At 39.9% G+C, this 25,482-nt stretch carries 25 protein-coding genes and 2 riboswitches; of the genes, 8 read left to right on the top strand and 17 right to left on the bottom strand.

Annotation, left to right across the window (positions count from 1 at the left end; genetic code table 11):
* Window positions 1-97: 97 nt before the first annotated feature.
* The 7 genes from AM592_RS04175 to AM592_RS04140 form a co-directional block, all read right to left on the bottom strand.
* The gene (locus AM592_RS04175; protein ID WP_053602617.1) at window positions 98-1,192 is read right to left on the bottom strand and encodes a M24 family metallopeptidase; all 1,095 of its coding nucleotides are present in this window, start codon (window positions 1,190-1,192) and stop codon (window positions 98-100) included.
* Between the two features lie 415 nt (window positions 1,193-1,607).
* Entirely contained in the window at window positions 1,608-3,521 is a 1,914-nt protein-coding gene (locus AM592_RS04165; protein ID WP_053602615.1) for a heavy metal translocating P-type ATPase, read from the bottom strand.
* 185 nt (window positions 3,522-3,706) lie between these two features.
* On the bottom strand, window positions 3,707-4,189 hold the full coding sequence (gene stoA, locus AM592_RS04160; RefSeq protein ID WP_053602614.1) for an endospore biogenesis thiol-disulfide oxidoreductase StoA: 483 nt from the start codon (window positions 4,187-4,189) through the stop codon (window positions 3,707-3,709).
* Between the two features lie 52 nt (window positions 4,190-4,241).
* Entirely contained in the window at window positions 4,242-5,579 is a 1,338-nt protein-coding gene (locus AM592_RS04155) for a polysaccharide biosynthesis protein (RefSeq protein ID WP_053602613.1), read from the bottom strand.
* 106 nt (window positions 5,580-5,685) lie between these two features.
* The gene (locus tag AM592_RS04150) at window positions 5,686-6,750 is read right to left on the bottom strand and encodes a Ger(x)C family spore germination protein (RefSeq protein WP_053602612.1); all 1,065 of its coding nucleotides are present in this window, start codon (window positions 6,748-6,750) and stop codon (window positions 5,686-5,688) included.
* Between the two features lie 2 nt (window positions 6,751-6,752).
* A complete protein-coding gene (locus tag AM592_RS04145; RefSeq protein ID WP_053602611.1) occupies window positions 6,753-7,841 on the bottom strand; it encodes a GerAB/ArcD/ProY family transporter in 1,089 nt (362 codons plus the stop codon).
* A gap of 13 nt (window positions 7,842-7,854) precedes the next feature.
* On the bottom strand, window positions 7,855-9,291 hold the full coding sequence (locus AM592_RS04140) for a spore germination protein (RefSeq protein WP_376773345.1): 1,437 nt from the start codon (window positions 9,289-9,291) through the stop codon (window positions 7,855-7,857).
* A 297-nt stretch (window positions 9,292-9,588) separates the two neighbouring features.
* Here AM592_RS04140 and AM592_RS04135 point away from each other — a divergent pair, with 297 nt between their 5' ends.
* Window positions 9,589-10,062 carry a sigma-70 family RNA polymerase sigma factor gene (locus AM592_RS04135; RefSeq protein ID WP_053602610.1) on the top strand — a complete coding sequence of 158 codons (474 nt, stop codon included), beginning with the start codon at window positions 9,589-9,591 and terminating at the stop codon, window positions 10,060-10,062.
* Between the two features lie 131 nt (window positions 10,063-10,193).
* Here the strand turns inward: AM592_RS04135 and AM592_RS04130 are convergent, their stop codons facing one another.
* Entirely contained in the window at window positions 10,194-10,391 is a 198-nt protein-coding gene (locus AM592_RS04130; protein ID WP_053602609.1) for a hypothetical protein, read from the bottom strand.
* Between the two features lie 150 nt (window positions 10,392-10,541).
* Here AM592_RS04130 and AM592_RS04125 point away from each other — a divergent pair, with 150 nt between their 5' ends.
* Window positions 10,542-10,727: a YkvS family protein gene (locus AM592_RS04125; protein WP_053602608.1), complete on the top strand. Its 186-nt coding sequence runs from the start codon at window positions 10,542-10,544 to the stop codon at window positions 10,725-10,727.
* Between the two features lie 322 nt (window positions 10,728-11,049).
* On the opposite strand, the gene AM592_RS04120 is transcribed toward AM592_RS04125, so the two are convergent.
* The 6 genes from AM592_RS04120 to AM592_RS04095 form a co-directional block, all read right to left on the bottom strand.
* Window positions 11,050-11,250, bottom strand: coding sequence for a cold-shock protein (locus AM592_RS04120; protein WP_053602607.1), 201 nt, complete (start codon window positions 11,248-11,250; stop codon window positions 11,050-11,052).
* Between the two features lie 248 nt (window positions 11,251-11,498).
* Complete coding sequence (queF, locus tag AM592_RS04115) at window positions 11,499-11,996, bottom strand: preQ(1) synthase (RefSeq protein WP_098945194.1); 498 nt, start codon at window positions 11,994-11,996, stop codon at window positions 11,499-11,501.
* A 21-nt stretch (window positions 11,997-12,017) separates the two neighbouring features.
* Complete coding sequence (gene queE / locus AM592_RS04110; RefSeq protein WP_053602605.1) at window positions 12,018-12,749, bottom strand: 7-carboxy-7-deazaguanine synthase QueE; 732 nt, start codon at window positions 12,747-12,749, stop codon at window positions 12,018-12,020.
* Window positions 12,742-13,182, bottom strand: coding sequence for a 6-carboxytetrahydropterin synthase QueD (queD, locus tag AM592_RS04105; RefSeq protein ID WP_053602604.1), 441 nt, complete (start codon window positions 13,180-13,182; stop codon window positions 12,742-12,744). Before queD ends, queE begins: the two co-directional genes overlap by 8 nt.
* Window position 13,183: 1 nt before the next feature.
* Entirely contained in the window at window positions 13,184-13,840 is a 657-nt protein-coding gene (gene queC, locus AM592_RS04100) for a 7-cyano-7-deazaguanine synthase QueC (RefSeq protein WP_053602603.1), read from the bottom strand.
* Window positions 13,841-13,941: 101 nt separating this feature from the next.
* A riboswitch (PreQ1 riboswitch) is annotated at window positions 13,942-13,986 on the bottom strand.
* An 81-nt stretch (window positions 13,987-14,067) separates the two neighbouring features.
* On the bottom strand, window positions 14,068-15,123 hold the full coding sequence (locus tag AM592_RS04095) for a YkvI family membrane protein (protein WP_053602602.1): 1,056 nt from the start codon (window positions 15,121-15,123) through the stop codon (window positions 14,068-14,070).
* A 378-nt stretch (window positions 15,124-15,501) separates the two neighbouring features.
* On the opposite strand from AM592_RS04095, the gene AM592_RS04090 reads away from it, so the two are divergent.
* The 4 genes from AM592_RS04090 (at window position 15,502) to AM592_RS04075 (ending at window position 20,965) form a co-directional block, all read left to right on the top strand.
* Entirely contained in the window at window positions 15,502-17,589 is a 2,088-nt protein-coding gene (locus AM592_RS04090; protein WP_053602601.1) for an ATP-dependent Clp protease ATP-binding subunit, read from the top strand.
* Window positions 17,590-17,742: 153 nt separating this feature from the next.
* The gene (gene motA, locus AM592_RS04085) at window positions 17,743-18,537 is read left to right on the top strand and encodes a flagellar motor stator protein MotA (protein ID WP_053602600.1); all 795 of its coding nucleotides are present in this window, start codon (window positions 17,743-17,745) and stop codon (window positions 18,535-18,537) included.
* A complete protein-coding gene (motB, locus tag AM592_RS04080) occupies window positions 18,530-19,282 on the top strand; it encodes a flagellar motor protein MotB (RefSeq protein ID WP_053602599.1) in 753 nt (250 codons plus the stop codon). Before motA ends, motB begins: the two co-directional genes overlap by 8 nt.
* 177 nt (window positions 19,283-19,459) lie before the next feature.
* Window positions 19,460-20,965, top strand: a complete 1,506-nt coding sequence (locus AM592_RS04075; protein WP_053602598.1) for an ATP-binding protein — start codon at window positions 19,460-19,462, stop codon at window positions 20,963-20,965.
* A gap of 85 nt (window positions 20,966-21,050) precedes the next feature.
* On the opposite strand, the gene AM592_RS23095 is transcribed toward AM592_RS04075, so the two are convergent.
* Complete coding sequence (locus AM592_RS23095; protein WP_225970328.1) at window positions 21,051-21,197, bottom strand: aspartyl-phosphate phosphatase Spo0E family protein; 147 nt, start codon at window positions 21,195-21,197, stop codon at window positions 21,051-21,053.
* A 276-nt stretch (window positions 21,198-21,473) separates the two neighbouring features.
* Window positions 21,474-22,664 (bottom strand): pyridoxal phosphate-dependent aminotransferase, encoded by a 1,191-nt coding sequence (locus tag AM592_RS04070; RefSeq protein ID WP_053602597.1) that lies wholly within the window; start codon window positions 22,662-22,664, stop codon window positions 21,474-21,476.
* 95 nt (window positions 22,665-22,759) lie between these two features.
* On the opposite strand from AM592_RS04070, the gene AM592_RS04065 reads away from it, so the two are divergent.
* Window positions 22,760-23,536: a carbon-nitrogen family hydrolase gene (locus AM592_RS04065; RefSeq protein ID WP_053605976.1), complete on the top strand. Its 777-nt coding sequence runs from the start codon at window positions 22,760-22,762 to the stop codon at window positions 23,534-23,536.
* A gap of 69 nt (window positions 23,537-23,605) precedes the next feature.
* Window positions 23,606-23,753, top strand: a riboswitch (SAM riboswitch).
* Window positions 23,754-23,839: 86 nt separating this feature from the next.
* Entirely contained in the window at window positions 23,840-25,024 is a 1,185-nt protein-coding gene (mtnK, locus tag AM592_RS04060; protein WP_053602596.1) for an S-methyl-5-thioribose kinase, read from the top strand.
* 271 nt (window positions 25,025-25,295) lie between these two features.
* Here mtnK and AM592_RS24930 read toward each other — a convergent pair whose 3' ends face one another.
* Entirely contained in the window at window positions 25,296-25,418 is a 123-nt protein-coding gene (locus AM592_RS24930; RefSeq protein WP_264080153.1) for a hypothetical protein, read from the bottom strand.
* Between the last annotated feature and the right edge of the window lie 64 nt (window positions 25,419-25,482).

The following is a 25,482-nucleotide window of genomic DNA, read 5'->3' as shown; positions in this document are numbered from 1 at the left end:
GACCTAAATGGCTGAATTCATCACAATAAAAATTAACTTTTCATTTTTATGCAGCAAAAGACCCACCTAACAATTATGATAGATCCCAACCTTAGTGTTATTTGATGATCATTTGATCCTTAGGATAGCTTGTCATTGTTTCGAAGCCGTCATTGGTAATCAAAATATCATCCTCTATCCGGACGCCCCCGACCTCAGAAAGGTAGATCCCCGGTTCGATTGTAAATGCCATTCCCTTTTCTAAAAGCAAATCATTCGTATGAGTGATAGACGGATATTCATGAACGGAAATTCCTAACCCGTGCCCGAGACGATGTGGGAAATAATCCCCGTATCCGCTTTCTTCAATGATTTCTCTTGCTTTTTTGTCTAGGTCACCTATCCGAACCCCGGGCTTACACATCTTTAACGCAGACGTTTCTGCATGTAATACGGTGTTGTAAATGTCGTTCTGCTTCTCATCCATATGCTTATAGGCAAAAGTTCTTGTAATATCCGAGCAATACCCTTCGAAAACTACTCCTAGATCAAATAGAACGAAATCTCCTTCTTTTAACTGCTCTAAGCCGGGATTTCCGTGAGGCTTGCTCGATTTTTCTCCAAAGAGGACCATCGTCGAAAATGACATGTCTTGAATTCCTTTTTTCTTTAATTCAAATTCTATTTTTGCTAAAACATCCATTTCGCTAACTCCTGCTTTAATCGCACTTACACCGACTTCAACACCATAGTCAGCAAGCTTGGCAGCTTCTCTCAAAATCTCTATCTCGCGCTTGTCTTTTACCAGCCTTTCTTCTTTCAGCTTTCCGTCAACTGAAACAAATTCGGCTCCGGAAAAAACCGATTTCAGAGCTTCTGCATGTGCATATGATATCTCTTCCGTTTCAATAGCTGCAGCTTCGATTGCCAGCTTTCTTTTTTCCAACTCTATTTTCACGAGATGCCAGGGGTTTTCATGATCTCCGTAGCCAATAATCTGATGATTCCAACCAGCCGTTCTAGCCTGCTCGACTTCCATGTTCGGACAGAGAAAAAAAGGCTCTTCATCCGGAAAAAGAAACACACCCATTACTCTTTCATGTGGATTTGTCAAAAAACCAGTCAAGTAAAAAACGTTTTCTTTTGAGTGGATAAATGCACAATCTGCCCCTTGATTTTTTAACCAATTTGATATTTTTTCAATGCGATCCATCGCGATTCAACTCCATTTATTAACGTTTCATTATTGTAGCATGATGTAAGTCACATGAAAAAGCGCAAAAGCACATACATTATAAAGGAATACACCCGAATTTTTTGGTATACTGAGTTGGAGATCGGATGAAACAGGAGTTGAGGTCTGCATTGAAAAAATTTTTGAATAAAAGTGTTGTGTCTCTCTTATGCTTTAGCGGACTATCAGCTCCAGCACTTAGCATATTGTTAGTTGAATACTATGATTTCAGTTTCTTTTACGGTTGTGCGATCGGATTCCTCTGCTTCCTCGTTTCGTTTATAATCGTAATGAAGCGTCCCGATAATGAAAAGAAAAAAATAAACGCGATAGAAAGAGATTCTTGAATATCAAAAAGATAAGCCGGCCTTATAAAGTACCAGCTTCTTTGTGCTTATGATTTTAACAGCCTTAATCCATTCAGAATTACTAATATGGTACTGCCTTCATGACCTATGACTCCTAAAGGTAAATCTAAAATTTGCAGGAAATTTGAACAAATGAGCAGACAAATGACTGCCATAGAAAAGATAATGTTTTGCTTAATAATTTGATTCATTTTTTTTGAGAGTTTGACCATTCTTGTCAAGCTTGATAAATTGTTTTTTATGAGCACAAGATCCGCTGTTTCAAGCGCCACGTCTGTTCCTCCGCCCATTGCAATTCCGACGTCTGCTGTAGCAAGTGCGGGAGCGTCATTTATCCCGTCACCGATCATAGAAACAGTGCCGTGGGCTTCACGGAGCTTTTTAATTTCATCTGCTTTATTTTCAGGAAGGCAATCAGAAATCACAACTGATATTCCTGCATCCTTAGCTATTGCAAGGGCAGTTTCCCGGTTGTCCCCCGTAAGCATAGCGGATTTTATTCCCATTTTCGTTAGTACTTGTATCGCTTCTTTTGCTTCCTGCCTGATCTTATCCTTCAAGGCGAAGCATGCAACAATTTCAGTATTTTTCTTTACAAAAACCAACGTGTACCCTTTTGTCTTCGTATCATTGGCTTGACGCTGAAGAAACAATTCTGCTTCCTTCTTGCCTACAAAAGCATCCCTTCCCACGGTCCATTTCTCACCATTGATTTGTGCAGAAACACCAAATCCCGAGGTTTCTTCAATCGACAGTGTCTCGTATTGTGTGTCATTATTTTTGTTTATAAAACGAACGATTGCCTTTGCAAGCGGATGGGACGACTGGTTTTCAATTGATGCTACTGCTGTCAAAACTACTGTGCTATCCTCATCGGCACTGGCAATAAAAGCTTCTACCTCAGGGGTGCCGGTTGTGATCGTTCCCGTTTTATCAAACGCAACGACTTTTGTATCTCCTAAACTTTCAAGGAATTTTCCGCCTTTAATTAATAAACCGTTTCTCGCTCCGTTCGAAATCAGCGATAAAAATGCCGGCGTAATGGAGGCAACAAGAGCACAAGGTGAAGCTACAACCATAAACACCATGGCCCGGTAAAATGTTTCATTCAAGCTCCAGCCCAGCAGGAAATGGGGAAGAATAAGCAGAACTGCCGTGACAGACAAAACGGCATTCACATAAATCCCTTCAAATTTTTCAATAAATTTTTGGGATGGCGATTTACTTGATTGCGCAGCTTCAACCAGTTTTACTATTTTCTTAAACAGGGAATCTTCATTTTTTTTCGTCACTTCAATCGTGAGTGAGCCGTTTAAGTTTATCGTTCCTGAAAAAACGGCGTCACCTTCGCCTTTTTCCGCAGGAACTGATTCTCCAGTAAGTGCTGCTTCATTTATACTGGAATTCCCCGATTTAATAAGTCCATCTGCTGCAATTTTCTCACCGGGTTTTACTAATATGTGCTCCCCAACGGATAGTGCGGCTGCTGAGATAACCCGGGTATTTCCGTTTGACAACAGAACGGCTTCTTCTGGTTCGAGAGCCATGATAGAGGTTAAATCCTTTTTACTTTTGTTCATAGTGTAGGTTTCAAGGGCCCCGCTCAAAGAAAAAATAAAAATCAGGACCGCGCCTTCAGCCCAATAACCAATAAGAGCGGATCCGATAGCAGCGAAAATCATCAAAAGCTCCACATTTAATTTTTTGCTTTCCAGTGTGGCTTCGATCCCTTCTTTCGCTTTAGCAAAACCGCCAATTATAAATGCGCTGATAAATAAAATAGCTGACAAAGCAGGGGATTCGTTATAAAACCAGCCTAAGAAAATAAGTATTCCAGAGACAATTGCTGCAATGAGTTCGATATGCTGAAAGAATACAGACATTCTGGCCTGATTAAAATATGTGGTGTGCTCATGTAAACTGCTCGTTTTTTCTGACAAACCCAGTACCCCCTTTAAATAAAGTGAATCTTTGTTATCGTTTAAGGAATACTTAAAGTTTATCATATCTCCATTTATTTTCAAGTGATAATTATTACAATTACTAATTGATAATAATTATTAATAATAAAAGCTCACTTTCATCTGCCTCTACGGCTTAATAAAAGTGAGCTTTTAAACAACTCTTATCTTGGGATTTTTTTTGCTGACCAGCTGTGCAGTTGATCCGACGTCATAGGACCGACAATCACATTTTCAAGCTTTCCATCTTCATTATATAAATAAGTCGTTGGAATGGTGACAATTCGGTACAAATTCATGAACCTTCCATCCGGATCTAAGACAACCGGCAGAGTAAGATGATACTCTTTTAAAAATCTGCTTACAGACTCCTTGCTCTTTTCCTGTGAGGTTAAATTGACTGTAATCAGCTGAGTACGATTTTTATTCTCCTCATAGAATTTTTGAAATTGAGGCAGCTCTTCTTTGCATGGCGGACACCACGATGTCCAAAAATGCACAGCAGTTTTCTTTCCTTTTTCGGGGATGATCATTTTTCCCCCGTCAATCGTAGTTGCATGTATTTCAGCCTGTGCTGCTTCGACGGGCCAACTGATAAGAAAGAGCAAGGGAATACATGTGAGTGCGGCGATCAGTCGATTGAGCATAGCAATAGCTACTCCTTTTATTTTTTATCTTACCCAGGATACCGAATCGCACTCATATTTTATTTGCTGCAGCATTTGGCTTATCCATCATAAAGATCGTCATATTCAACTCTTTGCATATCGTCAAATAATGCATGCTGGTTAAAAGAATGACTCCCATATTCATGCCTAAAATAATGCCTGTCATTTGAAACTCGCTCATCGAACCAAGAAAATACATCATTAGGAATGATATAACGGAAGCCCAGACGTTATGATAAAACGCGTCTTTTACGAGCCCCATCCCGATTAAACAGGCTTGAAACGGCATGACAAAAAAGTGAAAGAGAAAATACGGCCATAAAAGCTGTAAATAAACCGATGCTTCCGGGGAATCGAAAAATAAATGAGTCAAAGGTTCAGCAAATTGGTACATGACCCATACAGCAGGAACGCCATAGCCCAGTGTGATAAAAACAGCCTGTCTAAGCCTCTGAATTACTTTGGCATATTCTCTTCTGGAATAGGCTTCGGATATGCTTGGGATCAATACTGTCAGCAGGGCATGGCCGATAAATGCCGGGAAAAAGCCAATCGTCAACGCAACACCGGCAAGCATGCCGTACTGGTCGATCGTTGATGTACCGGCTACACCGCCTGCTAACAGGGCAGCCTTAACTAAGAACGGTTCAATCGCATTCATGACAGCGTGAAAAATTCTCAATCCTGTCGTGGGGATCGAAACCGAAAGCAGTCTTTTTCTTACGTCCTTCCCGCGAAGATAAATTTTTTGGTTCTTTTGCAGCGTCCTTTTTTTGATGACATATTGAGAATACAGGTAAATGAGAACCACTACTTCACTTAGTACCAGCACACATAATGAAATAAGCACAGAAGTATCGTCCTCAAATGAGAACCAGGAAAAAATGAGAAACAAGCAAAACAGCTGTATCGTTTTTCTTAGCAGGTTCGAGATTGCGATTCTGCCCATTTGCTGGACGCCCATAAAATAGCCCCTGGCGATCGAGCTAAATGCAATTGTCGGAATAAGTGCGATCACCAATCCTTTTATTAACGGATGATAATGATCAAAAACCGGTATCAAAGGAAGGGCCACAATTGCGACAACTGTAGATATGCTTGTATACAAAACGGTTAATCGGAACGCATGCCTCAGCATGCTTGCGTGAAGCTTCTGTTCAGATTCTGCAATAAATTTAGCAATTGATATTGGCAGCTCCAAACTAGAAATAACCACTAGAAGTATAATGGTCGGCAAGATGCTCATGTACAAGCCCATCCCATGCTCTCCAAGTTCTCTTGCCAATATAATGTTAATGAAAAATTCCAGACATTCTCCAAAAAATGCTGCAATTGATAACAGTAATACTCCCTTTGCAAATCGATTCATATGGACGCTCCTTGTCTCGTGATTCGTAATATCATATGAGACAAGATATAAATTTATTTTATATTTAAAGAACAATTACAAATCTTCTCAAATTCGTGGGTATTTGTTATTCAATGACACCTGATTGTGTTATATTTACATCAACATCGAAGTCCACTTTAAGCTGATCGTAATCTCTGTATAAGTCCTCTTTATTGTAGTGTCCTGTTTTCCATTCGATTTGCTCTGAAATAGCTAAAGGATCAATTTTCAAGTCTCTGAACGTATGAATAAGCTCAGTACACTTATTCTTTATATCTTTTTCAAACTTCCTTTCAATTCCCTTCAATTTTTTCCTATCCAGTTTATTCCCGGTATATTCCTCTATAATCCCCGTTACTTTTATCGTATATTTCACATCATGAATATCATTATTTATCAGTGAAAAAGTTCTTTTTGAAGCAATGCTCCTGATAGCTGCTTTTGTTTTTTCTTTAAGAGTTACAGTATGTTCGCCTTTCACATGGCCGTCGGTCAATAACTTAAAAAAGAAAAGATGGTCCCTTCCGATCTCTCCTATCATAGTTTGACCTTTGAATAATGCCAGTCCGTCTATTTCAATTGAATCCTTGCGGTTGAGAGAAAGAATCGGAAGATAGACGTCACCGCCTGTCAAATTAAGTAAAAATAAAAATACATGCAAATTCGTTCTTGGCAAGTCCCCATATTCAATATTTTGCTCGATCATGGAAGATATAAAATACGGAGTCCCCTTGCGGCCATAATATTTTGACAGCACCTCTTCCGCTTTATTTCTGCTTATGGCCAGGTATATTCGCGAACCTACTTTCGGGTCACGCTGCAGTGCATCAATCTGCTCAGAAATCCCCCGTTCAGCCAATACTTTGTTAAAGATGACTGTTGTAAGCTTTCCTCTGCCCAGCGGAGAATCGGATTGTTTTTCCAAATCACTGATAATGTCCCGGCTGATATCTGATACCGCAGTAAGAATATCATCTTTTACAGGCTGATCTTTTTCATAAATCGGACTGACAGCTATACCTTTAATCAATCCCGGCTCATACGGATCAAAGCCCAAGCCTTGAATCAACGAAAGATCGTCAAGTGTCATTTTTTGCACACCTGAAATTAGCAAAAGACATAGGCTGACGATAATAACGATATACTTCATTATTATGCCCCCCTCCATTTTCTCGCTAAAATCTGCAGAATAAACAATAAAGGAATATAAGAGATCAAAAAATAGAAACCTACATTTCCTAAAATGGTATTAAATTGATTAACTATCTCCCTGGAATTTAAACTATACAAACTGAGAAAAATGATTGCTAAAATGATATAAACAGCATTTTTCTGCTCGATGTGAAACAGCTCTCTCCATAAACGGCTTGCACACCAAACGCCTAAGCAGAGATTAGGCAATATCACAAGGCACCACGCGGCAATCCCGATGTATTCGAACCGCTCGACGAAAGGAAGCTCAATGACTTTCCAAATCGAAAGAGTCGCCCAAATATTTTTTTCAAGCTGCGCTGTACTAAAGAAAATAATGGCTGAAGCCATCCATACCAAATAAACAACAGTAGTAAAAAGAAGAGACGCATGAGCCCACGGTTCGGATTTTTTCGGATTTTTAATAAATGGAAAGTAGACTAACAGCGCTTCAAAGCCGAGAACTGATAGAGACATTTGTTTTGCACCAAGCAATATATCCACTAAGGGAACATTCAACACCGGATAAAACCGCCCAAAGACACCAAATTCAATTGTGCTTAAAAAAGTAAGAAGTAAAAAACTTGGAATAACGACTCCTAAAAAACAAATTCCCGTCACGACACGAAATCCCCCAAGCACAGCATAGAGGACTAGCACAAGCAATAAGAATGAAAAAATATTCGTGTTTATTGTGGCAAACATCCACACCTGAGTGACTTCAACATAAGTCCGCAATACATTAACTGCCTGCGCGATAAAGTAAATGCTCAGCAAAAACGTAAAGACCGACCCTAGTCGTACTCCCGCGATTTGATTATGGACAGACAGAATATTATTACCATTCGAGTTTTCGAAAAGCCGATAAATAAGCCAGACAATAAGGTGCGTCATAATGCCTGCGATCAAAACAGATATCCAAGCATCATGTTTAGCATGCTTTGCGATAAGTCGTTGAAACCCAAGAATCCCAACACCATATTGCATGCCATGGATCAAGAAAAACACAAAGTACGGCGATACTTGAAACTTTTCAGACACTTTGGGCATTTTTTCGCACCTCCTATTTCTGATTACCGTCATTTTTTTTCTTCACATTTGCTATATTAAACTTTCCGATTCTTTGCGGCCGCAAAAATACAGGACGCTTATACATTTTTGAAAACGGCGCTCTAAAAATCGCATCCTTAATATCGTTAGGCCGCATTGGAAAAATCGGCTCAAGGTACGGTCTCCCCAATGACGTCAATTTCAGCAAATGAACCATTAGAAAACTTAGTCCGTAGACAATCCCGAGGAGGCCGTATTGATTGGCTAATAAGAGTAATGGAAAACGCAAAATGCGAATGGTATTGCCCATGTTATAAACGGGTGTTGTGAAGGATGCAAGAGCGGTTAACGCTACTACGATCAATAAAATATTGCTCGTGAGACCAGCTTCAACCGATGCCGTTCCGATAACAATACCGCCCACGATACCGATCGTCTGCCCGACTTTGGTCGGGAGTCTTGCCCCCGCTTCACGAAGCAGCTCGATCGTCAATTCTAAAAAAATCGCTTCAAGAATCGGCGGGAACGGTACATCTCTCCTCGAAGTAATGACCGTATTAAGCAAATCTCTCGGAACAAGTTCGTAATGATAATTGAGCACAGCAACATAGACAGGTGTGATCAATATCGAAAATGTGACAGAAAATAACCTGACGATACGAAAAAACGATGCGACAATCCAGTTGTAATAGTAGTCATCGAACGCAGCAAAAAACTCGACAAATGTCGTCGGCCCTATTAATAACTGGGGAGAACCATTGACTGCAATGGACACTTTCCCTTCGGCGAGCGCCGCCGCAATTCTGTCCGGTCTCTCTGTATCCAAAAGCTGCGGAAAGGGAGAATATTTATTATCGCTTATCAGCTGGGTAATCATCGAGCTGTCATTAATCAAATCAAAATCTATATCATTCAGCCGCTGCCAAACGGTTTGTACATTATCTGGGTCTGCTATCCCTTCAATATACATTACTGCTATTTTTGTAGAGGAAAGATTGCCGACTTGTGTTTCTATCACCTGCAATTCACTTGTCGCCAATCTTTTTCTTATGAGGTTTATGTTTGTGTCAAGTGCTTCGACAAACGATTCTTTCGGTCCGATTACACTGAATTCAACCTCTGGCAATGTAACACTTCGGTTATTGGACACAGGCGCTTTAATAACAGCTGCAGGTGACCCGTATTCAGTCAAGGCGATAATAATATATCCTCCGAGTGCTTTTTGCTTAATCATATCGGTATCTATCGTAATGACTATATCCTCAATAGGAACAATCTTTGAAATGTCTTCAAGCGAGCTCCACTCTTTGTGGGAAAGAGGGGTTAGAATTAATTTTTCTAAAACGGCCGGATCAACCATTGTCCGATAATAGCTTAACCAAAACCGGATATCTTTCCCGTGAATTACCATCTGTAAAAAATCAGTGGAATTTTTTAAATTAGTCATCATTTCAATCATGTTTGGCTTTTTCTCGCCATTTTCATATCTCAATACAAGTATCCCTCCCCCCACTTTTTGCTTAGATTGCGTAAAAAAAACGAGATTATGCAAATAGGGGCTAAAAGGAAATTTTGCAGTATTGACAAGCAGTTAATTGATAATTTTTCAGAGGGAAATTGACGTTTTCCTGTAAAAAATCGATTTTCCTCTTCAATAACGTCTTTTTAACTTTAATCCTATCCGCCCTACAATAAATTTACCGCGGAATTGATAGAAGCGCGCTTCTCATAAGAGAGGCATTACAAATTGACGTATGAGCAGATTTTAAAAGACCATGAGAGAATGATTTTTTACCTGTTAAAGCATTTGAACATTTATAAAGACAGAGACGAATATATTCAAATTGCCTATATCGCACTTTGGGAGTGCACGATTGCTTTTGATCCGAAAAAAGGAAACTTTTCTTCCTTTGCATTTGCATCGGTTCGCGGAAAGCTGATCAATGAATTGAAAAGAAGGAGAAAGCACGAGGAAAGAAATGAGTATAAAGAAGTAGCTGCGTCATATTATGAGACGCCATTTATCGAACTAGTCGATGAGTGGGAAAGAAAAGCAGAAGAAAAAAAGCTGACAGACCTTCAAAAGAAATGGCTTTTTTCCGCAATTCGCGGAGAAACACTGCAAGAAATCGCTGAAAGGAACAATTGCTCGGTCGCCGCAGTCAAATCGTGGAGAAAACAGGCTTTAAAAAAGCTTGGCATAAAAAGAAAACAAAAATAAACTTATTTCAGCAAGCAGATACTTCGGGAACACGCAGATGGAGATCTATTCCACTTGCGTGAAATATCATGCCTGACTTTGCTAGAGGATGTGAACTTATCATAAAGCAAATTAGGGGGGAAGATCCCCCCCTAATCTATTTTCGAGTCCACATGATACTCAAATACGATATGACCGCCATGCCGGGCAATTCCCCGGAATTGCTGGAAATCGGGCTGTTCAATAAGCACCTCTCGAAAGGAGAGAAAATCATCTTTTTCAATATACAGCTGCTCCACTTCTCTTATTCGCAGTTTTTCAAGCTGAAAAACCGCCATTTCACGATCCATTTACATCCCTCCAAGAAATTAATATAACACCTGATATTGACTTGAACAATCTAATTAGCTTTGCACATCCAGAGTTTTTCCTTTACAACTAAGACAAAATATTGCAAAATACGTTCAATAGGGTTGATTTATATTCAAGGAGTGATATCAATGAAAATTGCAAAAGTGGGTAACGTGATTGAATTTAAAAACGGAATGACTGGAGTAGTTGAAAAAGTAAATGAAAATTCGGTTATAGTCGATGTAACCATTATGGATAATTATAGAGATTTGGAGCTTGATTCCTTAACGGTAGTTAACCATAAAAATTATAAAATTATTAAAGAATCCGTCTAGTACAATATCCCCCGCCTTTTTTGCCTCATTTAGAGCAACATTTTTTATTGAACTGCAAAAATCAATACCGCCTCTTCTAACTCTTAAGAAGATGGATTATTTTTAAATGCTGCCCTATTAAGATTTATGAGCTTTTTTTACAATGAAACAACATATTCTTTTTCATCGGATCGATCAACATAGGGTGGCAATTGTATTATAATTATGTTAGTATGAACTGAAACCATTTTACTAATACTCGAAAGCACCTCTATTCGCCTCCTGAATAGAGGTGTTTTATTTTTGGCAAAAATAAAAAAAGGCTCCACCGAGCCTTTTTTACTTATATTTTTTGAACGTTAGATGCTTGAGGTCCGCGTTGGCCTTGCTCAACTTCAAATGAAACTTCTTGACCTTCATCTAGTGATTTGAAGCCATCACTTTGAATAGCAGAGAAGTGAACGAATACATCGTCTCCACCCTCACGCTCAATAAATCCAAATCCTTTTTCTGCATTAAACCATTTTACTTTACCTTGTTCCATTGTTGTTTCCTCCTAGTGCATTCTTCGCACTGCTAGATACTACTCTTGCTCTGTGTTAAGACCGAACAAAAATAATTCCTTTTAATCATAGCAGAAGCAGCGGCACATAGCAAGGTATTTAAGGATGATGTGCAGGACAAGGATGATGAATTAGACTTGGGAATAATTCATTATTTCAATTCAATCTCACTTTGCCGGCCGTCCCCACATTTCATGGATGGGTCTTAAGGACATTTGTAATCAATCTGCTACCGATTATCCACCTTTTCCGGATACAAATCATGGTTCATTAGCCGGTGGGCTGCCATTTCTTCATATTTCGTCCCTGGCTTGCCGTAATTCGTATACGGATCAATCGAGATCCCGCCTCTTGGGGTAAATTTCCCCCACACTTCGATGTAGCGGGGATCCATCAATTCAATTAAGTCATTCATAATGATATTCATGCAATCCTCATGAAAATCGCCATGATTGCGAAAGCTGAACAAGTATAGCTTCAACGATTTGCTTTCAACCATTTTTTGATCCGGGATATAGCTGATATAGATCGTAGCAAAATCAGGCTGCCCTGTCATTGGACATAACGATGTAAACTCCGGACAATTAAATTTAACAAAATAGTCTCGATTAGGATGTTTATTTATAAAAGATTCTAAGATTTCCGGTTTATAGCTGAACTCATAGGATGTTCCTCGGTTTCCAAGGAGCGAAACTCCTTCGAGCTCTGATTTTTTTCTAGACATGATTCACCCTTCTCTCCCTATTAGTTATACTCCTCTTTTATTCCCCCATATTAAGGTGTGAAGCTGGGGAAGAACGCGGACATTGGTTAAATCCTCATCCGCACAAACCTTTTCGACAAGCCCTTCATATTTTTCCAGAAGCTTTTGCGCTAAATCATTCGTATCCCGAGAATTCAGATCATCGTTTCCAACTTGCAGAAACAACGGGAGCCCGGGGTATTTCTGATGCACTCCTTTAGCAAACTCCAAATCTTCATCTGAAAAAATAACGATTTTCAAGGTTACACTTTGAAGACGATTCATTTTTTCTAACGATTCAAATATAGCTGTAAGCTTCGTAAAATCGCAAACCATTCCCGAGCTTGGCGGCTTCGGTGAAATGGTTAAATCATCGATATCCGCGAACCACTCCTGGAAGATACTCCCTTGTGTCTCAAGTGCAATTCGATAGCCTTTTTCTTTTAGCAATGCAGTCAATCCGCCAAGAGGTTTCAGCAAGGCGGGGTTGCCTCCGGAAATGGTGACGTGAGAAAAACACCCTCCTCCTGTCTCTCTAAGAGAATCGAGAACTTCATTTGGCTCAAGCCACTTGATATCTCCTTTTGCTGAACCATCCCATGTAAAAGCAGAATCACACCAGCTGCAGGAATAATCACAGCCCGCCGTCCGGACAAACATCGTTTTCTGCCCGATGACACTGCCCTCTCCCTGCACGGTCGGTCCGAATATTTCTAAAACGGGAATTGGTTTATTCATGGGCTTGCTCCTTTTTCGGCCGGTATACACAATAACTTGTCGGCGTCTCTCTCACGAAAACCTGGACGCAGACGGGCCGGTTGGACAATGTATTCAAATATGTTTCTACTGCATCATAAATCGATTTAGCCACGACCTCAGTCGTAGGAAACGAATAAGCATCTTCGCCTGAAAATTCAAGATGATCATTTAAAAGCGTATGATCGTATTTTCCATGGACGATTTTTTTTAACGTACTAAAATTAACCAAAAAACCGCAAGAATCCAGGGTATCTCCTGCAATCGTCAGATTTACCGTGTACGTATGGCCGTGGACGCGGCTGCACGCGCCCGCTTCTTCTCTCGGAATAAAATGTGCTGCAGAGATCTGCATGTCTTTATTCAATTCAAACGAATATGGATGAAATGCTTGAGGATACGTTTGTGAAAGCATTCTAATTTCCTCCTTTTTCATGTAAATATTCGTTTAACCCATTTTTCCTAAGCACACAGGCAGGGCATTCGCCGCATCCGTCAGCAATGATGCCGTTATAGCAAGTCAAGGTTTCATTTCTCACTAAATCCAGTGCATGAAGCTCATCAGCAAGCTTCCACGTTTCTTTTTTATTCAGCCACATTAATGGTGTATGAATGACAAAAGGCTTATCCATTGCCAAATTAACTGTCACGTTGCAGGACTTAATAAAAGAATCCCTGCAATCCGGATATCCGCTGAAATCTGTCTCGCATACACCGGTAACAATATGTCTGGCTCCGATTTGATAAGCCAGTATAGAAGCAAAGGATAAAAAGACTAAATTTCTGCCAGGGACAAACGTGGAAGGCAAGCCATCCTCATTCATTTTTATCTCCATTTCGTCTCTTGTCAGGGCATTAGGGGCCAATTGATTCAGCAAAGACATATCAAGCAAATGATTCTTAACGTTTAGCTTTTTGGCAATCTTTCCAGCTACCTCTGTTTCCAGCTGGTGCCGCTGGTTATAGTGAAAAGTAACAGTTTCGACTTCAGCAAACTCCTGAAGCGCCCACACAAGACAAGTTGTGCTATCCTGTCCTCCGCTAAATACAACAACTGCTTTTTCCTTCCTCATTTTTACTCCTTCTTTCGTATAACATATAAAAAACACCCTCCGTTTGAATGGAAGGTGTTCTAGCCATAAAAAACAAAAAGCCGCATCCAAGGATACAGCATGAGTCCTTAGTTTTTTATAGAGGGTTTTTCTAGAACCTCTCCCGTTTAGTTACACGGTATTTATTTATTTTGTAGACACGTTCGTTAGTTTAGCATATTTTAAGCTTGCTGCCAATGTGCTGCTTCTCATTTCAAGACGCTGTTGTCAGGTATTTTTTTAAACAATAAGAACAAGACAAAAAATATGCTAACATTTCCGAACAAAGGATAAATGGCAGTCAAGAGCTTCCCGTATCCTACGAGACTGATGCAATAAGCTATACCTAAAATCATGCAATAAATTACAATTCGATTGATGTTCACATATTTTCTGATCTGCTTCTCCATACCGTAAATGTTGCCGATGACAGAGGTGAAAATTTCCCCGAAAATAATTAATAGATAAATCATATGTATACTCCCGGATGAGATTTGCACGACATGAGCCATTGGAACGTCAAAAAAAAGAGTATCCGGCAGCGTCGTCATTGCCAAAAAAGAACAAAGCAAAATGACGGTTAAAATCCCTCCTCCCAAATACGCTCCTGCTTTTATTTGTTTCTCAGATTCTAATTCAGAAGCAACCGGGACAAGAACAGCTTGTGCAAGCGACAAATTAAAAGCGCCGTAGGAAATTGCTGAAACGATCCAGCCAACGTCTGATTTTTCTAAATCGACTACCCAAAATTGCGAGCCCAAGTCTTCATAAAACAAAAACGAATCCGTAAAGACAATCATCGTAAAGAGCATAAGCATCGGCACCACAAGGATATTCACTCCGAAAAGCCCATTTATTCCCCGCGAAAGAACCAGCAAGCAAATAGCAATCGTTAAAAGGATTCCGAAATGGGCAGAGGTATGAAGCTGTTCCTTGAAAATCGCTCCCGCTCCCGATAAAAGTACTGAGGTAACCCCGAATAAGATCAGCAGCAAAAAACCATTTACGACCGGGCCGATTGTTTTTCCAAAAAGAAATATGTTAAGCTCCCGATAAGACGCCGCTCTGATCCTTCTTGAAATGATCATCATTTTGGATCCTAAAAAAGTAAACATTATTCCGCTGATAAGGATACCCAGCATCCCTGCTGGTCCGAATTTCAAGAAAAACTCAACAATTTCTTTTCCAGTGGCAAAGCCTGCACCGACAACAGTCCCCACATAGACAAACGATAGTTGAATAGTAGAATTTCCCGAATGCTTCATTTGATTCCTCCGTGTGACAAGCCTTGATACAGCTTATGAGACAAGTAGCTTGAAAAGAAGAACATTTCATGGTTTACTTTTAAAAATATCCCGCATAAAGTGACCAGTAAGCTCTCCTATCTCGAGGGCTATAGGTTCCAAGAAAAGTCTAGGTGAGGTATGTATGTACGGCGGCTTTACTCAGGCATCCTGTTGAAATGCCTTCAATATCGTCGAATCCCCGCTTATTGAAGATTCACTTTTTCAAAAAAGGTTAAGCATATTATTTGAAAGTCAAAATAGGTCAAAGTATACTATAACCATAGATGGTCACAAGAGGCCATTTTTTCAAATCGCATTAGTCAAAGATAATCAAACTTTATTAGGGGGTTATGGCAAATGCTTTGTCAAAACTGTCAAAAAAACGATGCAACCATTCGATTGAATATGCAAATAAATTTCAACAAAAAACAAATGGATATTTGTGAGTCCTGCTACGCGTCTTTAACACAGCCGTCAATGAACGCCGGAAACACACCATTTGGCGGATCATCATTTTTCAATCCGCAAGGACCGGAAGTTAAAAATCGCAGCCATAGCCGAAAAGGATTGCTTGATGAATTGGCCACAAACGTGACAAATGCTGCGAAAACGGGAGTTATTGATCCGGTGATTGGAAGAGATGGAGAAGTGAAACGCGTCATCGAAATTCTAAACCGCAGAAATAAAAACAATCCTGTTCTTATCGGAGAGCCTGGTGTCGGAAAAACAGCAATTGCTGAAGGCTTGGCCTTAAAAATTGTCGAGGGCGACGTTCCAAACAAATTAAAGGACAAGGAGCTTTATCTGCTTGACGTCGCTTCCCTTGTTGCCAATACAGGTATCCGAGGCCAATTTGAAGAACGGATGAAACAGCTCATCCAAGAGTTGAAAAGCAGAAAAAATGTAATTCTGTTTGTGGATGAAATCCACCTGCTTGTCGGGTCTGGAAGTGCTGAAGGATCAATGGATGCCGGCAATATTCTCAAACCCGCGCTTGCCAGAGGCGAGCTGCAGCTCATTGGTGCAACTACACTGAAAGAGTATCGCAAAATTGAAAAAGATGCAGCTTTGGAACGCCGGTTCCAGCCAGTCATTGTTAATGAGCCGTCCATTCAAGAAGCGATGACAATCCTAAACGGAATTAAGGATAAATATGAGGCTTACCATGGTATTTCATATTCCGAAGACGCAGTGAAGGCTTGTGTGGAATTATCGCACAGATACATTCAGGACCGCCACTTGCCGGACAAAGCGATTGACCTATTGGACGAAGCAGGTTCAAAAGCCAACTTGCTTTTGGATACAAACGAAAGCACAAATATTCCGGAGCGGCTGAAAGCCCTGGCAATTGAGAAAGAAAAAGCCCTCAAGGAAGAAAACTACGAGCTGGCAGCAAAATTGCGTGACGAAGAAGAGGTATTAACTAACAGCACAGAAAAACATTTTGAAAAGCCAACAGTAGATGCCGCTGCAATACAAGCAATTATAGAACAAAAAACAGGCATTCCAGTCGGAAAGCTACAGGGAAATGAACAGCAAAAAATGAAAGACCTTGAAGACAAGCTGAATGAAAGAGTCATCGGGCAAAAAACAGCAGTCCAAAAAGTTGCAAAAGCTGTCAGACGCAGCCGGGCAGGTCTAAAATCTAAGCAAAGACCAACAGGCTCATTCCTTTTCGTAGGTCCTACCGGCGTTGGTAAAACAGAACTCTCAAAAGTCTTGGCAGAAGAGCTTTTCGGTACGAAAGAAAGCATCATTCGCCTTGATATGAGTGAATATATGGAGAAGCATTCGGTCTCAAAAATTATCGGATCTCCTCCAGGTTATGTCGGACATGATGAAGCGGGGCAGCTGACCGAAAAAGTTCGCAGAAATCCTTATAGCATTCTTTTGCTTGATGAAATTGAAAAAGCACATCCGGATGTGCAGCACATGTTCCTGCAAATCATGGAGGATGGCCGTTTGACAGACAGCCAAGGGCGAACTGTCAGCTTTAAAGACACGGTCATTATTATGACAAGCAACGCAGGCACCTCTGAAAAGAGAATAAAAGTCGGCTTTCAACCTGAAGGCAGTGCGATAGAAGAACAAACTTTAATTGACTCCTTGAGTTCATACTTTAAACCTGAATTTTTGAACCGCTTTGACAGCATCATCTCTTTCAATGCATTAGAAAAAGAGGATTTGAAACAAATCGTCTCTATCCTTCTACAAGATCTGGAGAAATCATTGGCAGAACAAGGTACCGAACTCGAAGTGACAAAGGAAGCTGTCAATAAAATTGCCGAGCTGGGCTATCATCCTCAATTTGGCGCCCGTCCGCTAAGAAGAACGATACAAGAGCAACTTGAAGATAAAATGACTGACTTGCTTTTGGATCATGAAAGCATCGGTAAGTTTCTGATTGAAGTTGAAAATGGTCAATTGACAGTTACCGCGAGATAAGACGCACCCGTAAGCATCCATCCTTATTCCAAGGATGGATGCTTTTTTCATTTTTATGAGAAAGACTCCGACCCATTTCTCCTTCGAAAGCCTAAAGACCTTTTAAAAGTTACCGATATAAATTGTAGAAAAATAAAGGAATTGGTGTGAGCTATGGATAAAACTTCAATAATTGGTATCATTCTTGCGTTTATTGCCATTGGTGTTGGAATGGTTTATAAAGGGGTAAGCTTGGACGTATTAGTAAACCCTGCAGCGATCCTCATCATTTTTCTGGGAACGGCGGCAGCGGTTATTATTGCTTTTCCTACTGAAGAAATCAAACGCGTTCCAAAGCTGTTTGGCGTTTTATTTAAAGAAAAAAAACAGACTGAAATAGAAGATTTAATTACAATGTTCTCTGAATGGGCGCAAATTGCTCGAAGAGAAGGCCTTTTAGCTCTTGAAGCAAAAGTAAATGAAATAGACGATCCTTTTTTAAGCAACGGCATCACGATGGCTGTTGATGGTCAAAATGCTGAATTTATCAGAGACGTGCTAACTGAAGAAATCGAGGCAATGGAAGACAGGCATCAAGCAGGCGCAAGCATTTTTACACAAGCTGGAACGTACGCTCCTACTCTAGGAGTACTCGGGGCGGTGATCGGGCTCATTGCCGCGTTGGCCAATATGGACAATACAGAGGAGCTTGGCCATGCTATAAGCGCTGCATTCGTAGCCACTCTACTCGGAATATTTACAGGTTATGTGTTGTGGCATCCTTTCGCCAACAAGCTGAAACGAAAATCCAGGCAAGAGGCGAAAATCAGGGAGATTATGATCGAAGGAGTGCTTTCAGTATTAGAGGGCCAATCTCCCAAAATAATAGAAGAAAAATTACTCATGTATGTGCCGGCAAATGAACGGTCAAAATTGAAAATTCTTGAAGGAGAAACCCGCAATGTGTAAAAGAAAGAGACGACAACGCGAAGACGATCATATTGATGAATCATGGCTGATCCCTTATGCTGATCTGTTGACTCTTTTATTGGCGCTATTTATTGTGTTATTTGCTATCAGTTCTGTTGACGCTAAGAAATTCCAAACGATGTCGCGGGCATTTAACGACGTATTTACCGGGGGATCGGGGGTACTGGATTTTACAAGCATGGAGCCCCCCCTCGACCCTTTGCCTATTGAAAAAAAAGATCCGTCTGATCAGAAACAGCAGGAGAAAGAAGAATATAAATCACTATTAAATATTAAAAAACACGTAGATCATTTTATACTGAATAATAAACTTCAAAACCAATTGAATACAAAACTTACAGATGAAGGGTTATTTATTACGATTAAAGACAATATCCTATTTGATTCCGGCAGTGCAGAAATTCGCAATGAGGTTATGCCTCTGGCAAAAGAGATTTCAGAACTGCTCGTTATCCGGCCACAACGAAATATCATTATTAACGGCCATACAGATAATGTTCCGATCCATAATTCTGTATATAATTCTAATTGGAAGCTTAGTGCAATTCGTGCGGTAAATTTTTTAGATGTGCTGCTTGAAAATCCTCAGCTGGATTCAAATGTTTTTAGTACGAAGGGTTACGGGGAGCATAAACCGATTGCAGACAATGCAAGTTCTATTGGCAGAGAGAAAAACAGACGTGTTGAAATTCTCATTAAGCCGATAGAAACCAAGGATTCTTGATCCATAGAATGACCTTCTGAAAGGAAAAGGAAGTTGAGGCATCATTCAACTGCTTTTTCCTTTCCTATTGTATATCCTTCATACATAAATTATGTAGATATACAAAGTTATCATATGTTTGTACATAATTAAATGCTATAATTACCCATATCCATGTGTATGCTTGGAGCGATGAATATGCAAAAATTAAAACTTCACTGGAAAAGATTCGGACTTTACATTTTACTTGTTATCTTACCTGCATTGATACTATGTATAGCAGTCTATACAAGCACAAGGGATGCGACGCTCCAGAAATACAGGCAGGATGCTTATTTAACTTTATTCATTGATAGACAGCAAATCGATTCACTTATTAGCGAAACAGAAGCGAAAATAAACTCGTTATCATTTGCCCTGCATCCGCCGTTTCTGAAAAACGAAGTTGAAATGTTATTTGACGACGAGATTCAAAAAAACCCTATTCTATCAGGCTTAAACTTACTGAATCAAGACGGGAATACCATTTACTCTACAATTCCATATGATCGAAATATTTATATGAAGGATGAGTTTTTTCAAATCGCAAAGCAGACCAATAAGCCAGTTTCATCAGACCCTTATTACGAAAAAACGACAGGGAAACACCTTTTTTCTATCTATCATCCAATCATCGATGAAAATCGAAAGACGATCGGCTTTTTACTGGCATCTGTTGATATGGATTATATAAAAAACATGATTAATAGTCTAAATTCTGATATGTATATTCGGGTGAAGAACAGCAAAAATCAAACGATATTAACAAGTGGAGATGATTCGTTTTCAGACTTGAACGTCTCCCCTGTTGAGACAATCCTGAATAAATCAAATTGGAAGCTGGAAGCTTATCCAAAAGCGGTTAAGTCGTTTGCACTTGGCAAAAGTCTATTTTTATCCTTTTTAACGAGTTTTATCGCTCTTAATATCGTGTTTTTATTTGTGAAATATCTCATGCTTAAAAGAAGGACAAAGACAGAATTATCTCAAATCAAAGCGCAGAAGCTCGAATTGTTGAGCAGTCTGGCAGCCAGCACTGCTCATGAAATCAGAAATCCGTTAACAGGTATTCGGGGATTTATCCAGCTTCTAAAGAAAAAGCATCAATCAGATGATGACAGCTTTTATTTTTCAATCATTGAAAACGAAATCAACCGTATCAATCAAATCGTTACCGAGTTCCTTGTATTAGGCAAACCTACAGCCGTACAGGATAAAGTACATTCACTATTTGATATCATCAATGAGATTCTGCCTATTATTCATTCCGAAGCTAATTTGCATCGTTCAGATGTCTCACTGGAATTTGTACCGAATGAAGAAATTCACATTCGGGGCTCTAAGGATCAGATCAAACAAGTGATCTTGAATCTGGCAAAAAATGCATTTGAATCAATGAAAAATGGCGGTATTCTGCATATACAGGCTATAAAAAAAGACGATCACGCGATTTTACGGATCACAGATAACGGCGAGGGCATTCCGAAAGAAATGATCCAAGAAATTTTCCAGCCATTTGTTTCTCATAAGAAAAATGGCACAGGACTTGGCTTAATGGTCTGTAACCGTATTGTTGCTATGCATGGCGGAAAAATTGACATCTCAAGCGAGCTGAGTAAGGGAACAACGGTAACTGTCACCTTTCCGGCTGTATCCCCTGGTTAAGCAGTAAAATCAAGTGCTTACTTCACCGTAAGCACTTTCACTTTTTATAGGCAAGTGTTTAATGAGAAGGAATAGGATTTTATAATTAGTATTTTTGGAATAGATTAATTAGGTTGTCCAGTTCTTGACTTCGTTTTATCGTTTCATTTCCGGTATATCCTTGCCTTTTTGCTGTTTCAACCATTTCTTTTCGCTTTTCATCAATCGTCAACATTAATTTTGTAGTTTCCAAATTAACGTTCTCCCCTCTCGTTATTTAGATAAAACTTTAAATACCGGTAAATTAATGTCATGAAAACTTTACATAAGTATACCCTGTTTTTATTTACAATTTAATACCCAGATTCAAAGTTTTGTAAACAATTTTTATTCAATTTCCATAATGATTTTTGCTAAAAATACAGAAAAAACGCCTCACTGGGTTATGAGACGCTATACTTTTATTAATTATGCTAATTGCAAATTTCTTACGTATACTTTCTTAAAGCTTTTCAGCGCAGGATATTTATTAGGAGAAATGATTTATTTTCCTAAAAAGGCCTAACTCGCCAATTCGTTCGGCTGCTTCACGAAGACGCTGTTCGCTTGTCAACAGGCCGACTCGCACATAACCCTGTCCGTATGCGCCAAACCCTTCGCCAGGTGCAACGACAACTCCTGCTTTCTCCAATAATAGATCTGAAAATTCTACAGATGTATAGCCTTTTGGTACCGGGTGCCATACAAAAAAAGAGCCCGCAGGTGATTCCACATCCCAGCCTATCTCACGTACGGCTTTGACCCAAACATTTCTCCTTTTTTCATATAATTCGACGAGTTGATCCACACAGCTTTGTTCAGACAAAAGAGCCGTTACTGCCGCTTCTTGAACAGCACCAAAAAGACTGACATACATGTGATCCTGGTACAAATTGATTGCTTCGATCACAGAAGCATTCCCAACGGCAAAACCAACACGCCATCCAGCCATGTTATAAGTTTTTGACAAGGTATAGATCTCGATGCCGATATCTTTCGCTCCTTTTGTCTGCAAAAAGCTTATCGGCTTTTTATGATCGAATCCGATCGCACCGTAAGCAAAATCGTGAACAACACAGATGCTATTATCCTTTGCAGCTTTCACAGTCTCTTCGAAAAACGGTGCAGTTGCCGCTGCTCCGGTCGGATTGTTTGGGTAATTTAAATACATAAGCTTGGCGTCCTTCATTTTTTGTGAAGGAATTCGGCCATAATCAGGCAAAAAATTGTTTTCCGCTGTTAGCGGCATCATTTCCATCTCAGCTTTTGCCAAAGCGACTCCGGACATATAATCAGGGTACCCCGGATCAGGCACTAAAACTGTATCACCTGGATTCAGAAGGCATAAGGGCAATTCAACCAGCCCCCCCTTCCCGCCAAACAGTATAGCAACCTCCGTGTCTGGATCGAGAGTAACACCGTATTCTCTACTATAAAATTCACAAACGGCTTCTTTCAAGGCTTGGCTTCCACGAAATGAAGAGTACTTGTGATGTACAGGCTTCCGAACAGCTTCTTCCATTGCCTCGACAATATGCTGTGGAGTGGGCTGATCGGGATTTCCTTGCCCTAAATTAATGACATCAACACCTTCATTTATTTTTTTAGCCGCTTTCTGTACGAGTGCAGCAAAGAATTGATCAGGAAGCTGCTTTAAAAGGGTGGACTGTTCAAAATTCATTTTTCTGTCACCTACTATAAAAAATTCTTGAAATGATTCTAAGTTATCATTTATTGTATAAACAAAATGTAAAGCAATTTTCGGGAAGGAGCAAGATAAAATTGAAAATCGCATGTCTCCAATTTGATATTTCTTTTGGAAATCCCGCAGAAAATTATCAAAAAGCAGAAAGGTTTATTAAAAAAGCCAGCGATGCAGATGTGGTTATACTGCCTGAACTGTGGACAACGGGCTATGATTTATCAAGGCTTGATGAAATCGGCGATGAAAATGGCAAGTATACTAAACAGTGGCTGTCAGACATTGCCCGCACCTACGAAGTGAATATTGTCGCCGGTTCGGTAGCAGTGAAAAAAAATGACGGTATTTACAATACGATGTACATTGTCGGGAAAAACGGAGATATGTTAAGTGAATATAGCAAAGTCCACTTATTTAAATTAATGGACGAGCATCACTATTTAGCAGCAGGTTCGAAGGAAAACACATTTGCTTTGGAAGGCATTCAAGCTTGCGGAGTCATATGCTATGACATTCGATTTCCTGAATGGATCAGAAAGCACACAGAAAACGGGGCTTCTTTACTATTTGTTTCAGCCGAGTGGCCAGCTCCAAGGCTCGATCATTGGAAAGCCCTTCTAATAGCCAGAGCGATCGAGAACCAGTGTTTTGTCGCTGCATGCAACTGTTCCGGGAGCAACCCTGATAATCAATTTGCTGGCCACAGCATGATTATTGATCCGTGGGGGAAAATTATCGCCGAAGCTTCTGACGGTGAAGAAATCATTTCAGCGGAGCTTGAGCTTGGAATCAGCGAAAAGATTCGGGCGCAAATTCCGATCTTTTCCGACAGAAGAACAGAATTATACTAAGGCTAAAAAACAATTGACAAACATGTTACACCTTGGTACATTCTAAACAGTCGACAAAATAATATATTTCTCTTATCGAGAGTCGGGCGAGGGATTGGCCTTTTGACCCCGACAGCAACCGACCGTAATTCCATTGCGAAATGGGGCGCAGCATGATTCAAGCGCCTATGCAGGGCACGGTGCTAATTCCATCAGACTTATTTCTGAGAGATAAGAGAGGCAAACCTGTTATTTTACTTGCAAAGCCTCTTTCTCAGAATGGGAAAGAGGCTTTTATATGTTTACTGGAGGGAGAAACGTACTATGGCAACTACAAAAACACCTGCGTATGAAACGCTTACTGTGAGTTCCGGCGCAGCACTCGCCGTCAAGCTTGGACTTTTTTCAGGAAAAAGCACAATTACCTGTCAAGAAATCGGAAACAGAAATCGAAACCGGGTTTTTCGAGTGAGAGATCAAGAAAATAATAGAAGCATTATTATTAAACAGGTTGTCCCATTCGGCCAACTTTTCGGCGAAAGCTTGCCGTTACGAGCAAACAGAGCCAGAATCGAAAGCAGTGCATTGATTCGGCAGGCAGAGCATGTCCCGCACCTCGTTCCGAAAATTTATTATTCGGATACCACACTTGCCGTAATCGTGATGGAGGATTTATCCCACTTATCCATATTGCGAAAGGGGCTGATTGAAGGCAAAACCTATCCGCTCTTCTCAGAGCACGTTGGAGAATTTCTTGGGAAGACGCTATTCTACAATTCGGCTTATTTTCTTGATCCGCAAGTCAAAAATGAATTGGAGAAGCAATTTTCGAATCCCGATCTGTGCGCAATTACCGAAAAACTATTGTTTACTGACCCCTTTTTCGCTAGTAATTCGAATGAATTTGAAGAAGAACTGCGAACCATTGTTAAAGGTTTTCGGGATGACTCCTCGCTTCTTGATGAAGCATCTAAACTAAGGAATACATTTACTAGTAAAACAGAATCTCTTATCCATGGAGATCTACATACTGGAAGCATTTTTTCTAATCAACATGTAACGAAAATTATCGATCCTGAATTTGCTTTTTTCGGACCGATCGGTTTTGATATCGGAAAAATTATTGCTGATTTGTTGATCCATACAATGTCTCATGATGATGAGAAAAGCTCACTGTTACATCACATTATTACTGTGTGGACCGTTTTCAGCAATACATTTAAAGAGGCTTTCCGCAAAGACTGCCGCGAGCTGTATAAAACGAAAATCAATATTCAAGATCTGTTATACCAAATTTTTGCAGACGCAGCTGGCTTTGCCGGATGTGAATTAATCCGCTACTCAATTGGAGCCGCTCAAGATTCTGATATAAATCCAGTCCCAATTGTCAATCGAATCGAAAGAAAATCCTTGGCCATTCGTTTTGGACTGCTACTCATTAAAGAACGTGAAAATTTACAAGATGCAGAAGGCATGATAACTTTGCTCACCCAGTTAGAACACGAGTGATGCTTCTTACTCTGCAATAAAGTTCATCTTTAATCAGTGGGATAAGTATTTAGCCTTTACACATGACATCCAACACTGATTGTTAAATGATCTGATCCAAAATTTACTGGCAGATAATCCCCACCTGCTTCAAAAGTTAAGGTGGGAGTCTTCTTGCCCGTTCCTGCAGGATAAAAATAAGGACGTTTCCGAGTCTCACTTGTTTAGGCAGAGCCCATCACATCTAGTATTTTTCAGCCTAGAATTTGATCGTATATCCATTATAGAAAAGCTATGCATCGTATTTTTGCATATGCATTTGGATAATCATATCCTTTTGTTCAATTGTAAGAACGTGTAACTTACTTAATAAGATAGCATAGCCTGCTATTTTGGATGGTCTTCCTGTTTTCATATAGACCCTCCTTTTTCACAAGACCAACTTTTTTGACTTAATTAAATAATATGTCTTGCGTAAA

Origin of the sequence: Bacillus gobiensis (genome assembly GCF_001278705.1) — a bacterium.
GTDB lineage: Bacteria > Bacillota > Bacilli > Bacillales > Bacillaceae > Bacillus > Bacillus gobiensis.
This window is presented reverse-complemented; position numbering and strand designations above follow the sequence as displayed.

What these genes read in the sequence shown, in the direction of transcription:
- AM592_RS04175 (WP_053602617.1), bottom strand. Translation starts at nt 1,192, where the DNA reads ATGGATCGCATTGAAAAAATATCAAATTGGTTAAAAAATCAAGGGGCA.
- stoA (WP_053602614.1), bottom strand. Translation starts at nt 4,189, where the DNA reads ATGCTCAATCGACTGATCGCCGCACTCACATGTATTCCCTTGCTCTTT.
- AM592_RS04155 (WP_053602613.1), bottom strand. Translation starts at nt 5,579, where the DNA reads ATGAATCGATTTGCAAAGGGAGTATTACTGTTATCAATTGCAGCATTT.
- AM592_RS04150 (WP_053602612.1), bottom strand. Translation starts at nt 6,750, where the DNA reads ATGAAGTATATCGTTATTATCGTCAGCCTATGTCTTTTGCTAATTTCA.
- AM592_RS04145 (WP_053602611.1), bottom strand. Translation starts at nt 7,841, where the DNA reads ATGCCCAAAGTGTCTGAAAAGTTTCAAGTATCGCCGTACTTTGTGTTT.
- AM592_RS04140 (WP_376773345.1), bottom strand. Translation starts at nt 9,291, where the DNA reads ATGATGACTAATTTAAAAAATTCCACTGATTTTTTACAGATGGTAATT.
- AM592_RS04130 (WP_053602609.1), bottom strand. Translation starts at nt 10,391, where the DNA reads ATGGATCGTGAAATGGCGGTTTTTCAGCTTGAAAAACTGCGAATAAGA.
- AM592_RS04125 (WP_053602608.1), top strand. Translation starts at nt 10,542, where the DNA reads ATGAAAATTGCAAAAGTGGGTAACGTGATTGAATTTAAAAACGGAATG.
- AM592_RS04120 (WP_053602607.1), bottom strand. Translation starts at nt 11,250, where the DNA reads ATGGAACAAGGTAAAGTAAAATGGTTTAATGCAGAAAAAGGATTTGGA.
- queE (WP_053602605.1), bottom strand. Translation starts at nt 12,749, where the DNA reads ATGAATAAACCAATTCCCGTTTTAGAAATATTCGGACCGACCGTGCAG.
- queD (WP_053602604.1), bottom strand. Translation starts at nt 13,182, where the DNA reads ATGCTTTCACAAACGTATCCTCAAGCATTTCATCCATATTCGTTTGAA.
- queC (WP_053602603.1), bottom strand. Translation starts at nt 13,840, where the DNA reads ATGAGGAAGGAAAAAGCAGTTGTTGTATTTAGCGGAGGACAGGATAGC.
- AM592_RS04095 (WP_053602602.1), bottom strand. Translation starts at nt 15,123, where the DNA reads ATGAAGCATTCGGGAAATTCTACTATTCAACTATCGTTTGTCTATGTG.
- AM592_RS04090 (WP_053602601.1), top strand. Translation starts at nt 15,502, where the DNA reads ATGCTTTGTCAAAACTGTCAAAAAAACGATGCAACCATTCGATTGAAT.
- motA (WP_053602600.1), top strand. Translation starts at nt 17,743, where the DNA reads ATGGATAAAACTTCAATAATTGGTATCATTCTTGCGTTTATTGCCATT.
- motB (WP_053602599.1), top strand. Translation starts at nt 18,530, where the DNA reads ATGTGTAAAAGAAAGAGACGACAACGCGAAGACGATCATATTGATGAA.
- AM592_RS04075 (WP_053602598.1), top strand. Translation starts at nt 19,460, where the DNA reads ATGCAAAAATTAAAACTTCACTGGAAAAGATTCGGACTTTACATTTTA.
- AM592_RS04070 (WP_053602597.1), bottom strand. Translation starts at nt 22,664, where the DNA reads ATGAATTTTGAACAGTCCACCCTTTTAAAGCAGCTTCCTGATCAATTC.
- mtnK (WP_053602596.1), top strand. Translation starts at nt 23,840, where the DNA reads ATGGCAACTACAAAAACACCTGCGTATGAAACGCTTACTGTGAGTTCC.
- AM592_RS24930 (WP_264080153.1), bottom strand. Translation starts at nt 25,418, where the DNA reads ATGAAAACAGGAAGACCATCCAAAATAGCAGGCTATGCTATCTTATTA.